11 protein-coding genes are annotated in these 13,977 nt (G+C 48.5%); all 11 read right to left on the bottom strand.

Going from position 1 to position 13,977, the window contains the following annotated elements:
- Positions 1–60 precede the first annotated feature (60 nt).
- The gene (gene nikC / locus MKY48_RS14970; RefSeq protein ID WP_339272949.1) at positions 61–957 is read right to left on the bottom strand and encodes a nickel transporter permease; all 897 of its coding nucleotides are present in this window, start codon (positions 955–957) and stop codon (positions 61–63) included.
- Positions 958–969: 12 nt separating this feature from the next.
- The gene (locus tag MKY48_RS14965) at positions 970–1,974 is read right to left on the bottom strand and encodes an ABC transporter permease (RefSeq protein ID WP_339272947.1); all 1,005 of its coding nucleotides are present in this window, start codon (positions 1,972–1,974) and stop codon (positions 970–972) included.
- A 37-nt stretch (positions 1,975–2,011) separates the two neighbouring features.
- Positions 2,012–3,676, bottom strand: coding sequence for an ABC transporter substrate-binding protein (locus tag MKY48_RS14960; RefSeq protein ID WP_339272945.1), 1,665 nt, complete (start codon positions 3,674–3,676; stop codon positions 2,012–2,014).
- 129 nt (positions 3,677–3,805) lie between these two features.
- On the bottom strand, positions 3,806–4,804 hold the full coding sequence (locus tag MKY48_RS14955; RefSeq protein WP_339272943.1) for a dipeptide ABC transporter ATP-binding protein: 999 nt from the start codon (positions 4,802–4,804) through the stop codon (positions 3,806–3,808).
- Positions 4,801–5,790 (bottom strand): ABC transporter ATP-binding protein, encoded by a 990-nt coding sequence (locus MKY48_RS14950; RefSeq protein ID WP_339293315.1) that lies wholly within the window; start codon positions 5,788–5,790, stop codon positions 4,801–4,803. Before MKY48_RS14950 ends, MKY48_RS14955 begins: the two co-directional genes overlap by 4 nt.
- Positions 5,791–6,289: 499 nt before the next feature.
- Entirely contained in the window at positions 6,290–7,267 is a 978-nt protein-coding gene (locus MKY48_RS14945; protein ID WP_339272941.1) for a BadF/BadG/BcrA/BcrD ATPase family protein, read from the bottom strand.
- A gap of 35 nt (positions 7,268–7,302) precedes the next feature.
- Entirely contained in the window at positions 7,303–8,085 is a 783-nt protein-coding gene (locus MKY48_RS14940; RefSeq protein ID WP_339272940.1) for an SDR family oxidoreductase, read from the bottom strand.
- Positions 8,086–8,220: 135 nt separating this feature from the next.
- A complete protein-coding gene (gene treR, locus MKY48_RS14935) occupies positions 8,221–8,958 on the bottom strand; it encodes a trehalose operon repressor (protein ID WP_339272938.1) in 738 nt (245 codons plus the stop codon).
- Between the two features lie 64 nt (positions 8,959–9,022).
- Positions 9,023–11,053, bottom strand: coding sequence for a PTS system trehalose-specific EIIBC component (gene treP, locus MKY48_RS14930; RefSeq protein ID WP_339272937.1), 2,031 nt, complete (start codon positions 11,051–11,053; stop codon positions 9,023–9,025).
- Between the two features lie 26 nt (positions 11,054–11,079).
- A complete protein-coding gene (gene treC, locus MKY48_RS14925; RefSeq protein ID WP_339272936.1) occupies positions 11,080–12,795 on the bottom strand; it encodes an alpha,alpha-phosphotrehalase in 1,716 nt (571 codons plus the stop codon).
- 405 nt (positions 12,796–13,200) lie between these two features.
- Entirely contained in the window at positions 13,201–13,962 is a 762-nt protein-coding gene (locus MKY48_RS14920; protein ID WP_339272934.1) for a DUF4253 domain-containing protein, read from the bottom strand.
- Positions 13,963–13,977: the final 15 nt, after the last annotated feature.

Below are 13,977 nucleotides of genomic sequence, written 5' to 3'. Positions count from 1 at the left end.
GATGTATTGACATAGTAAGCTGCCGGGGGTCTCCCGGCAGCCTACTTATCTTAGGGTATATTAACTTTTCATTCGCGGATCCAATGCATCGCGCAGTCCGTCTCCCATCAGGTTAAAGGCGAGTACCGTCAGCATGATCGAGACACCGGGAAATACGACCGTCCACGGAGCCGTCGCTATAAATTGCCGCGAATCGGACAGCATCTTCCCCCATTCCGGAGCGGGGGGCTGGGCGCCCATCCCCAGAAACCCGAGTGCTGCGGCTTCGATGATGGCTGTTGCGATGCCCAGCGTGCCTTGCACGATAATCGGAGTCAGACTGTTTGGCAGTATGTGATGCCATAATATACCGCGGTTCTTCATCCCAATCGCCTGCGCAGCAGTGATGTATTCCTCGTTCTTCAAGCTAAGCACCTTGGCCCGAACCAATCGGCCATAGGTCGGTATGTTGACTATCGCGATCGCGTATAGCGCATTTTGCAGCGAGGGCCCCAGTATGGCTACAATCGCAATTGCCAGCAGGATACTCGGAAACGCCAACAAAATATCGAAAATACGCGAGATCAACATATCCATCCATTTCCCGTAAAAACCCGCGAGCAACCCAAAAAACGTTCCCAGGATGATGGAGCCAATCACGGAAAAAGTACCGACCCACAATGAAATACGAGCCCCGTGCAGCACCCGGCTGAGTATGTCACGCCCCAGATCATCTGTCCCGAACCAATGCTCCACAGATGGGGGCTTTAACCGATCGGTCAGCTCTTGGGCTTTATAATCATAGGGTGCAATAAGCGGCGCAACGAGTGCAATAACAATGAAGGCTACAATCATGAACAGTCCGAGCATCGCCATTTTATTCTTGCGGAAAGCTCCCCACGCATCCCTCCAAGGTTCGGAAACCTTCTCGATGGAGACGGCAGGGCTGTCGCTAGTGTGCGCCATAATCTGTGGCATGGTCACCCCTCCTTACCGGTAGCGAATGCGCGGATCCACTGCTGCATACAGCAAATCCACAATCAGATTAATGAAAACGAATACAAAAGCGATGATCAGAATGCCGGATTGAATCACCGGGTAATCGCGTGAGCTGATCGCTTCATAAATGTACCGTCCTACGCCTGGCCAGGCAAAAATCGTCTCCGTCAATACAGCTCCTCCCAACAGCGCCCCGGTTTGTAAACCGATGACGGTAAGCACCGGAATAAACGCATTTTTAAGTGCATGCTTGTAGACGACAAAAAATTGGGACAGCCCTTTGGCTTTTGCCGTGCGGACATAATCAGAGTTCATGACCTCCAGCATGCTCGAACGCGTCATTCTGGCGATGACCGCCATTGGAATCGTACCCAACGCCACGCTTGGCAGGATCAGGTGTTTGATCACCGTCCACAATTGATCGAATCGTCCGGCGAGAATGCTATCAAGCAAATATAAATTCGTAACGGCTTCAACCGGATCCCGTTGATTCATCCGACCGATCGAAGGCAACCATTGCAGCTCGAGAGAGAAAATCCACTGTTCCATTAACCCAAGCCAAAAGATGGGCATCGATACTCCGATAAGCGCAACCAGCATACTAATGTAATCAAACCATGAGTTTTGTTTCCAGGCGCTTATAATTCCAGCATTAACGCCGAAAATGATGGCAAACGCCATAGCGGCAAACGTCAACTCGGCAGTCGCTGCCAAATAAGGGGTGATTTCCTCGGCAATCGGCACTTTGGTACGGATGGATTGTCCAAGATCACCTTGGAGCAAATCTCCGATGTACGTGAAATATTGCTGGTACCACGGATTATGAAGTCCCAATTGTTCACGGAGAGCTTCCTTGGACTGTTCCGTCGCCTTTTGTCCCAGAATGGTTTCCGCCGGGTCACCAGGGATTGCATGAATAATGGAAAATACAATCATCGTCATACCGATCAAAACAGGAACCATGATGAATAATCGCTTTAAAATATAGGATTTCAAAATAATTCACCTGCCAAAGACAATGTGGTACAACCCGTTATTCAAAGTAGACGTTATAGTAATACTCTGTGCCGGTTGGCGCCGGTACGAATCCCTTCACATTTGCTTTGGCCGCCAGGAGAGGTGTCGTATGCACAAGCGGAACCCACGGAGCATCGACTTTTATGATGTCTTGTGCTTGTTTATACAGCTCTTCTCGTTTGGACTGTTCGGTTTCTTTTTGAGCGGCAATCAAAATCTCGTGCAGCTTATCATTGGCATAATAGCTGTAGTTGTTAGACGGAATGGCGTCTTTATCAAGCAGCGTGTACAGAAAGTTATCCGGGTCGCCGTTATCGCCCGTCCAGCCGAGCATAAAGATGTCGGCTTTCTCCCCGGCTTTTGCATCGTCCAGATAAGTAGCCCATTCTGGAGATTCGATCTTGACCTTTACCCCAATTTTCTCAAAATCGGCTTGAATGACCTCGGCTACCTTTTTGCCATCCGGCATGTACGGACGGGGAACCGGCATGGCATAGAACGTGTACTCATCAGGCAAACCGTTCGGGTACCCCGCTTCGGCCAGTAACTGCTTCGCCTTTTCTAAATCGTATTCATAATCCTGAATGCTGTCGTTATACCCCCACAGGGAAGGCGGCAATGGATTTACAGCCGGGATGGCTTGACCAGCGAAGAAGGCCTCAATAATCGCCTGTTTGTTGACGGCATGGCTTAATGCCTGCCTTACTTTCACGTCATCAAAGGGTTTTTGCTTTAGATTGAAGCCGACATAACCTACATTATTAGAAGGGCGTTCGATTTTTTGCAGATTCGGATTGCCTTCGAGCGTGGCCAAGTCGTCCGGGCTCAAATCTTCCATCAGATCGATTTCCCCGCTTTGCAGCGCATTGAAGCGTGCAGAGTTGTCGGGAATAGAGCGTACAATCACTCTGTTTAATTTTGGAAGCTCTTCTCTCCAATAGCTTGGATTTTTCTCCAGGGTAATTGAATCGTTGCGCTTCCATTCCTTAAAGACAAAAGGTCCGGTGCCAACCGGTTCGTTTTTGAAGTTCTCCTTCTTCTCTTGAATGGCCGCAGGGCTGGCTATGCCGAAGGAGGACATCGCCAGATTTTGCAGAAACGGTGCTTGCGGTTGATTCAGCGTAAATTCAACGGTATTCGCATCGACTGCTTTCGCTTCTTTGATGATGCGTTTTCCGTCGGGGCCGAACATGGAGTCGTAGTAGTCGAAAGAGTCACCTTCAAATTTGTACTCACTTTTTGGATCCGACCAGCGGGTAAAGTTAAAGACGACGGCATCGGCGTTAAAATCGGTTCCGTCATGGAATTTCACGCCTTGACGAAGCTTGAAGGTGTACTTCAGGCCGTCTTCGGAAACCGTCCAGCTCTCGGCTAGTGAGCCTTGAACTTCGGTCGTTCCTTCCTTATATTCCAGCAAAGAGTCAAACACCTGATGCGTGATTTTAAGCGATTCGCCGTCTGTAACGATTGCGGGATCCAGGGATGCGGAATCGCCACCCCGCCCGACAATTAATGTATCCTGTGTGGACTGTGGCGGGTTTGCCGTTTCTGTTTTCCCCCCCGTATCCGTTCCTGTTGCACCGTTATTGCTGCTGCCCTTACTTCCGCTGCATCCGGCAAGGATAACAACTCCGCACAACATCAATGCCAACACGACACTGCTCCAACTTTTCACTCTCATATTGTGGCTCCCTTCTTATTACAAAAGTATCTTTGTTTATATAAGGCCCGGACGACTTGTCCCGGCTATAAACCAGAAAGAAGAAAAGTGCTGCAACAATTGTTAGTTAATGGGTACCAGTCGGTCGAATTATACGGCTCTTCCGGTAGCATCCGATCCTGTGAACAAATGGCAGGCCGTCAGATGGCCAGGCTCCGTTTCCGTAAGCTCGGGGCGCAACGTTTGGCAAATATCCATCACCATCGGACAACGGGTGTGAAAAGCGCAGCCGACCGGCGCGTTTGCCGGACTCGGCACTTCACCCTGCAAAATAATCCTCTCGGTTTTGATATCGGGGTCAGGCTCAGGGACTGCAGAAAAAAGCGCTTTCGTATATGGGTGCTGCGGTGTTTCGTAAAGCCTGTTCTTATCGGAAATCTCCACGATTCGGCCAAGATACATAACGGCGATACGATCGCAAATATGCTTCACCACGCTTAGATCATGTGCGATAAAAATATAGGTAAGTCCAAACTCCTCCTGCAGATCCTGCAGCAAATTGATAACCTGCGACTGAATGGACACATCGAGTGCCGACACGGGTTCATCCGCAACGATCAGCTTCGGCTGCAGCGACAAGGCCCTGGCGATGCCGATCCGCTGCCGCTGACCGCCCGAGAATTGGTGCGGGTAACGCTGGAGATGGCTGTGCGACAAACCGACGACTTCGATCAAGCGACTGATAAGGTTACGCCGTTCTTTTGCGTTCCCTACTCCATGCACGATGAGCGGTTCCTCCAATATCCGCTGGACGGTATGCCGTGGGTTCAGGGAAGAAAATGGGTCCTGAAAGACGATTTGCATATCTTTGCGCTGTAAGCGAAGTTCTTCGGGAGATAATGAAGTAAGATCCTGTCCATTAAACTGGACCCTGCCGGCCGTCGGTTCGATTAGCCGCAGGATCGAACGGCCTGCTGTCGATTTACCGCATCCGCTTTCACCCACCAAACCAAACGTCTCTCCTTTCAGCACGGAAAAGGAAACGTCATCGACTGCTTTGATCACTTGCTGCTCGGATTTTCCGAACCACCGCTTTCCCAAGGAATAGTACTTTTTCAGATGCTCCACCTGCAGCAATGGTTCACTCATATGACTTCCTCCTTCGGAGTTTCATGCAGCCAGCATCGGCAGCTGTGTGCCGCTTCGTATTCTTTCAGTTCAGGAAGCTGTTCGAGACACAGCGGCATGACATCCGAGCATCGCTCGGCAAAGCGGCAGCCCTTCATCCGGGTATTCAATATCGGCACATTGCCTGGTATGGAGAACAGCCGTCTGCGCTGCTCTTTCATTCGCGGAACCGACTTGATAAGACCCCGGGTATAGGGATGAAGCGGTTTTTTGAATATATCGTGCACACTGCCTTCCTCTACAACCTTCCCAGCGTACATGACTGTAACGCGATGACACATTTCTACGACGACGCCAAGATCATGCGTGATCAACATGACCGCTGTTTTATACTCCTCATTCAAGCATCGGATCAGATCGAGGATCTGAGCCTGGATCGTTACATCCAATGCGGTCGTCGGTTCATCAGCGATAAGCAGTTCCGGATTACAGGAAATCGCCATCGCGATCATGACCCGCTGACGCATTCCTCCCGACAACTGATGGGGGTACTCATCAATGATGGACTCTGGCCTAGCGATGCCAACCTTTCTCAGCATTTCCACGGTATGTACCCTCGCGTTTTTCTTACTAACCCCCCGGTGCAGGCGGACCGTTTCCCCGATTTGCTGGCCCACGGTAAATAGCGGATTTAGCGACGTCATCGGCTCCTGAAAAATCATGGAGATCGCATTTCCCCGAATCTGACGCAACTCGCGTTCTTTTAACGGGACGATATCCTGTCCCTTGAATAAGATCGAACCACCGGTAATTTTGCCTGGAGGCTGTGGAATCAGTTTCAAAACCGACAGCGATGTCACGCTTTTGCCACAGCCAGATTCACCAACGACGCCAAGCACTTCTCCAGGTCTAACATAAAGGCTCACACCATCGACAGCGGGAATTTCACCTCGGTCTGTAAAAAAGTGTGTGTGCAAATCTCGAATCTGCAAAATGGGTTGACTCATATCACAGCCTCTTTTCTGTAAAAAGATAGATTTTGCAGCCCTCCGATAGATAAGACATGCGCGGAAGCACCTAATACAGAAGACAATCCTATGAAACTTTGAGTGAGTTGTTCCAGTCGATTCGACTTATCTAACCACAGCCTCTAACCTTTCGACTGAAATCAACATATTAATTGATCTGTGGTCAATTGATATGTCAAAATTTCTGAAATAAAACCAAATATTGCTTGTTTGATATGTTACTTTACATCATTTTTTCAGGTTAGACAAGAAATATTTACTAGTTTTACTATGTTATGTTTATGGAATATTTAGGTTAAACTCCAGAATATAGAACAAGCATTGGACTAAAAGTTAACAACCAAGCATCATGATTCTAGTGAATTCATTTGGTGAACATGGATTTAATTAATCAATTTAGATCACACCCTGTATTCCAGTGAAAAATAAAAAAAGTATTTGATCAGAGATCAAATACTTTTAGTCATTCAAAGATACTCTACCATGTAGCATGAGGGTGCCTGCGCATGGATTCAACCCTATGGGAATCAACCTGCAACCCCAAACTCCGAAGTGCCATAAGCACAGCGCCGGCAGCGGCCGATAATTGGGGGTTCCGGTATTCATAATGTTTGTTTATGCCCGATTGCAAGCTGCTCATTAGTTTTGACTTCATATAAGCGCAGTTTATGACACTGCCGATCCCGGTTACCGATACATGATCTGACTCAAAGAATGAACCTAGAATCTCAACACCTACCATGATTTGCTTCATGGCTTCATCGCACACGCTCCGAGCTAATCGGCTTCCGACTTCAGCTGCAGTCGTGATAAGAGGAGCCATCTCCCCGAACTTCTTGTCTCGCTCTTGTCGATCTTTAATAAAACCCAAAGACGCCAACATTCGAAGTTGATCCCTATTTTCGACTCCCCAAAAGGATTGAATTTCGCGGACCAACGATTCATCGGATGGATGGATTTTCCCGGCCAATATTTGATACACAGCATCATAAGACAGAAATCTCGCAGCGCTGGCGGCATAATGATGGAAATCCACATTTCTAATAGGAATCCCTTGTTCGGTTATTCCCAGAATCATGGACCCCGTCCCCGACACAACAACGATTCCTGGATTGCCCATGAATGCACCTGCATGCGCGACAAGAGAATCGTTCACGTACCATTTCGGACAATCGAGTCCTTCAATAGCGGTTAAACGAGTTACCCACTCCATGTCTTGATCCGACTCGTAACCCGCTATTCCCGCATATAGACCCTTGACTTGATCTACGCCGCAGCTCGCCAGGGCAAGTGACGATCGTATGGTTTGTTGAACATTCTCGTGCGCATGGCTGTCTTTATGGATCGAGGAGGCTCCGCCAACGGCATAGGAGAGAACATTTCCATTCAAATCGCTGACCATGACGCGCGTCTGCGAGCCGCCTCCATCAATTCCAATCACAACTTCATGCTTCATATCCAAAACCTCCCGGGTTTTTCATTGCTAACGGCTTATAAAGCCGGAGCTGACCCTCCATCAATATTGATGGAAGTTCCAGTAACATATGAGGCAGCATCGGATGCCATAAATACGATAACTTTTGCCGCTTCTTGCGTGTTTCCAATACGTCCAAACGGAATCCTGTGGCGCGTGTCCCGCGCGTACTGTTCCCATGTGAGTCCGGGTTCTTCCCGTTTCCATCGCTCTTCAAGCTGTGCGCTGCGGATCATTCCGATACATACGGTGTTTACTCTGATATGGTCTGGTGCCAGATCGAGACTCATAGCCTTGGTCATGGCTTGCCCCGCTGCACGGCTGACACTGCTGGGCATGGACCCAGCAGGCGGTGTTTTGGCCCAGGATGTCGTGACATTAATAATCGCACCTCCCCCGGACTCTCGCATGTGAGGGACGGCTGCACGTGCAAATCGAATCGCGCCAAACAGCTTGAGATCCAGATCGGATGCCCATTGTTCGTCATCGATCAGCTCAAATGATTTCGCAGCGGCGGTTCCGGCATTGTTTACCAGAATATTAAGCTGTCCATAATGCTGCACCGTATCGTTCACCGCTCGCATGCAGTCCTCAGGTTTCGTGACATCCGCTGCTATGGTTAGCACTTCGAAATCCGCTGCTTGCCGGATATGGTCTGCCGCAGTCTTTAACTGCTCCTCGTCCCGTGCACAAATAGCAACCTTGGCACCTTCGAGCGCAAACGTTACCGCGGTTTCAAGCCCTATGCCCCTGCTCCCTCCGGTAATCAACACGACCTTTCCTGTCAGTCCCAAATCCATGATCTATCGGCTCCTTTACCATGCTTTATCAGACAATTACTACTAAAATAGCTTCAACATCGAGAAGGAGTTTCCCTCTTTCCTGTCAGGACATCAAAAAAGCCGCGATAAATTCGCGGCTTGATGATCACTTCTTTATTGGTCTCCAAAATCATGATTGGATTCTCTTCTTGCAAAATCAACGAACTGAAACTTATCCAATCGATGCCTCGATTCCGTATACTGGAAGAGTGTGGTATCTTCCAAATGAACGTATCCCCGGACTACGACAACATGGGTATCGTTTCCAAGATCCATATAGGACTGGTCCATCGTTGTAGCTCGTTCAACGGAAATTATTTTTTTCGAGTAGCTGATTTTCAGATGGAGCTCCTGCTCCAGGTATTGATAGATCGAATCCCCAGTAATATCTCTCGTTAGACCCGTTACGATGTCGGCAAGCAAATAATCGATATCGAGAATGATGCGCTCCCCTTCGATTTCCCTGGCACGTATCACCCTCCATACAAGTTGGTCCGGTCGAATTTGAAGCTCTTTCGCTATACGCTCTCCGGCCGGAACACATTCCGTCTCATATACAAGCGTTCGGCTCTTTCGGCCTAACCGTTCCGCAAGCTCTTTATAACTGACAAGCCCCGTTACCGGGAAGTTCATTCTTCCTGTATCCAGCACAAATGAACCTTTGCCTTTTACCTTGTGAATATAACCGTTTTGAGCCAGCAAATTGAGTCCCTTACGTACCGTTTCCCTTGTAATTTGATAGGTGGCCGTAAGCTCGTTTTCCGAGGGCAGCTTGCTGCCGGGTTGAAGAGCGCCGGTTTCAATTTGGTCAGCATAATCTTTGTATAGCGTCCAATAAATGTTGTTCGTCATCCCTTTATCACCATCAGCTATTGTACCATTTTCCAGCAGCCATTACATGTTACATAAGAACCTGTCAAATTCCATTACCAAGAGTCACTTGAAGCACTCGCGTTTCACCTGGCAACGCTTCGCCTTCATACTCCGTAACCTTCTGAACCTGTTCTTGGCCGTCTGGAATAATGATCGGCGTAATGACGGGTAAACCGGCTTCCTGAATCCGATTCATATCGAATTCAAGCAGCAGCTGCCCTTTGCTTATGTCGGCACCTGTTTCCACGTGAGCCGTGAACCCCTCTCCTTTTAAGGAAACCGTGTTGATTCCGACGTGAATCAGGACCTGAACCCCGTTCGTATCCGTCAAAATAATCGCATGTTTACTCTTCTTGATCAAATGCGCGACTTGACCGTCAAATGGAGCGTACACTTTCCCTTCCGACGGGATAATGGCAACACCTTGACCCATCTGATTCTCGGCGAAAGCAGGGTCGGGTACCTCAGACAAGGAAACCACCTTCCCTTTGATTGGTGCCATGATATCTACTGCGGCTTTTTGGGCAGGTTCCGTAATTGAACTATTCTCTGTTTCCGATGACTCGAATGACTCAGATTGACGACTGTCGTTCGATTCCGTCATTACTGCTTGATCACTTGCGACGTTGCCGGCAGCGTTCTCTTTCGCTGTATGTCGATGCTGCTTGGACAAATGGTAACGCCCGAACAACAATGTCCCCGTGAACGGAATGACCAATACAATCGCCATGCCAATGAAGAAGACGCCCCACTGGTTAGGGAATATGGACAGGAATCCCGGAATGCCCCCCACGCCGATCGACGAAGCCAGAACGTTGTTCACGGCCAGCAGCACGCCGGCAATCCCGGATCCAATCATACCGAAGATAAACGGATACTTATAACGAATGTTAACCCCGAAGATGGCTGGCTCCGTTACCCCCAAGAAGGCAGAGATGGAAGATGTAACGGCAAGTCCTTTGGCCTTCTGTTCCTTCATGATAAACATCATGGCTAGCGCTGCGGCCCCTTGCGCAATATTAGATAACGCCAGCATCGGCCACAAGAACGTTCCCCCTTCACTGCCGATGAGCTGAATGTCCACCGCAAGGAACGTATGATGCATCCCCGTAATGACAAGGAGTGCATACAGTCCGCCGTAGATCAGGCCACCCAAGGCTGCAAAGGAATCAAAAATGCTGACAAGACCTGAAGTGAGGACGTTACCAATGGCAAACGTGATCGGTCCCACTAGAATGAATGCAAGGAACCCGGTCACGAGCAGAGCTACTGGCGCCACGACAAGCAGCTTAATGGAATCATGCACCCGTTTGTTCAGAAACTTCTCGATTTTGGCCAAAATATAAGCGGAAACAAGAACAGGCAGCACCTGGCCTTGATAACCGATTTTCTCCATTTCAAAGCCGAACAGATTCCAGACGGGAACCGTGCCTTCCAGCTTGGCATCCGCATATTGATAAGCGCTAAGCAGATCCGGATTTACCAGGATCAGGCCTAGTACAATCCCAAGCAGCGGGTTGCCGCCAAACTGTCTTACTGCCGACCATCCGATCAGGACGGGCAGGAACGTAAAGGCGGTGCTTGCAATTAGATTTATAATGGAGGCTACGTCTGCCCACTCGGGATGGACCTGAATCAACGATTGACCTTCATAGAAAATACCCGGTCCTGTAAGCAGATTGTTAATGCCAAGCAGCAAACCTGCCATGACAATCGCCGGCAGGATGGGAATAAAAATGTCCGCAAGCGTCTTGATCGCTCGCTGCAGCGGATTTTGCTTCTTACTCGCAATGTTCTTCACTTCATCCTTCGATACTCTTGCTCCGCCGGTGATGTCCATCATTTCATTGTAAACCTGGTCGACAAGACCCGGTCCGATCACAACCTGAAACTGTCCCTGGGACGAGAATTGCCCCTTCACCAAATCATTCTCATCTAGGGCTTTGGAATCCACCTTGCTGTCGTCCACAAGGGCAAATCTTAAACGGGTTACGCAATGCGTAGCGGCTTCGATATTGTCTTTTCCACCGACTGCCTCGACAATGCGCTCCACGTTTTTGCGATCAAGGGCCATAGCTCTTCGCTCCTGACATTATGAATTTAGTTGTTATGGATAAGCCACATATAGGATGCATACGGTCGAAGTGCAACCGTTGGAGTAAGCTCGGGTTCTTCCGTTGTGTTGCCGATTAGCAGCTGAGCCCATCGGATTTCTGTCAGATTCACTAGCTTCTTCTCAGGAAGTTCGAACGATACGTCGCGATCACTGAAATTGGAAATCACAACAAGCGTCTGCTCCTTGTTCTTTCTGGCATACGCATAGATTTCGGGATGGCCTTCATCCAGGCGAACATATTCACCGTCCGTCATCACCGGAATGTTCTTTCGCATTTCAATCAGCTTCCGATAATGATGATAGATCGAATGCAGATCTTCCACTTCAGATTGCGCATTGATCAGCGGATACCGCTCATCGATCTTGATCCAAGGCGTCCCCGTCGTAAAGCCGGCTAGATCGCTGTCATTCCACAGCATAGGCAATCTGGAGTTATCTCGCGAGCGTACCTTGACGATGTGGGCAGCCTCCTCCGGCGTTTTACCCTGTTCCTGGAGAATGGCATACATGTTTAAGGATTCAATGTCCCGAAACTCGGATATATCATTCCAGTTCGGATCAGGCATCCCAATCTCTTCGCCTTGATATACATATGGCGTGCCTTGCAATCCGTGCAGCGTCGTAGCCAGCATTTTTGCACTTTCCGTGCGGAATTCACCATCATTGGTGAACCGGGTCAGCGCGCGCGGCTGATCATGGTTGTTCCAGAACAGGGCATTCCAGCCGCCCCCCTTCTGCATGCCGATTTGCCAATCGGAGAGCACTCTTTTCAACTCCTCGAAATCATAAGGCATCAGCTCCCATTTTTGCCCGTTGGGATAGTCTACCTTCAAATGGTGGAAGTTGAACGTCATGGAGAATTCGTTCTCCTGCGGGTTCGAGTAACGAACGCAATGCTCCAGGGTTGTGGAGGACATCTCACCCACCGTGACGAGATTATAAGGCTTGAACACTTTTTCGTTCAATTCCTTAATGTATTCGTGCACTCTCGGTCCGTCCGTATAAAACCTGCGTCCGTCTCCGGGTGCTACCGAACCGTCATCATTCGGATACGAGGGATCTTTCGATATGAGATTGATGACATCCATCCGGAATCCGCTTACGCCCTTGTCCGCCCAAAAGGTGAGAATATCCACGACTTCCGCACGGACCTTCGCGTTCTCCCAATTCAGGTCTGCCTGCGTTTTGTCAAAAAGGGTCAAGTAATACTGCCCGCTCCCTTCGTCATATTGCCATGCCGGTCCTCCAAACTTGGATTGCCAGTTGTTGGGCGGACCGCCGTCTTCCGCGGGATCCCGCCAGATGTAATAGTCTCGATACGGGTTATTGCGAGAAGACACCGCTTCTTTAAACCATCGATGCTCGGTCGAAGAATGATTCACGACAATGTCGATCATCAGATGCATGCCTCTTTTTTTCAACTCAGCCACAAGCTCGTCGAAATCGTCCATCGTCCCGTATACAGGATCTATGCTGCAATAATCCGCAACGTCGTAACCGTTATCATTTTGCGGAGAAACATACACCGGCTGAAGCCACACAATGTCGATGCCAAGTCCTTTTATATAATCCAGCTTCTCCATGAGCCCGCGTATATCGCCCGTGCCTAGGCCGGTCGTGTCGTTGAAGCTCTTTGGATAGACTTGATAAACCGTCGAAGTTCTCCACCAATCTTGAGACTGGGTTTCTGGGTTCAACATGAAACTTCGTCCTCCTCGCCATCTTGTATATACAGGTTGCATATAGAAAAATCATATACATGTATATACAGGTTGTCAACCGTTTAACATATAATACCCAGAATGATAGCGATTTCAATCATGAAGTGATTTCCGCGACCGGCTCATAAATTTGATCTTACTGGATGTTTGGAGCGCAGGGATAGGTACTTCTGCGTATGGAAGGGTACAATTTTCCATAACGTGCCTGCATGCCGGTAAATTACGAAAGTAACTTCATATTAGGGCAATCGGTGAACTTGGTTAATATTCGATTGTTAAGGATGATGATGCTTTATAACAAAAAAACGAAAATAACCATTCATTTGTATATTTTGACTATAGGCCGCATAAAAAAAGCCGCGTTTTTCACGCGGCTTCTGACGTTTAATCCCACCAAAAATACCATGTATCATGCTTCATTAAATAATCTGCATAATGTCCAACAGACGGAAATCGTTCCAAGACATACTGACAGAAGATAAAATGCTCCCTGGCCAGTTTTAATGCTTCATCATGCGTTTGCGGGCGTCTTCCAGCCTGAAGAATCCAGGTATCTTCCGAAACGGCCACAATTTTAATCTGATACTTCTGCTGAAAATGCTTAAAAATCACCGACTGATACTCGGGCAACGGACATTCGTTATAACCTCCCATTGGAACCCACAGCGGCGCTTCATATCCGGCTTCCGCCGGTAACGTCAACAGGATAACTTGCTCGTCCTCTTCCACCTTTCCCTGTACCCAAGTTGTGTTCCAGTCAAAGGCCTCGGTATCCGATTCGCAAATCTCTTCGTTAAGAATTTCATTGCCCTCCCATAGTAAAGAATAGGTCCGATACAAATCCTCAAAGCTTTTACCTCCTAATTCTTCCGGTTCCAGCGAAATATCCGTATAAGATAATTGCGAAGCTACTATTTTTACAAGTGCATCTTTCAAAGTTAACTGATGAACCAACTCCAGTTCCTTGTTCACATAGGCAGAGAGGGATTCTTCTTCGCATATTTCTTCCATCATTTCCACCAGATTATAACCAGGAACGATGAGAATCTTGTGCTCCCCTTCTTTCATGGCAGGAAGCGTTAAGCTGTCCAGATCTAAAACTTCAATATCACATTCACTTAAATAATGGGAAAGCTCTTCAATCATATGTACTCCTCCATC

This window comes from Paenibacillus sp. FSL W8-0187, from assembly GCF_037969755.1.
In the GTDB taxonomy this organism is placed as follows: Bacteria; Bacillota; Bacilli; order Paenibacillales; family Paenibacillaceae; genus Paenibacillus_AQ.
This window is presented reverse-complemented; position numbering and strand designations above follow the sequence as displayed.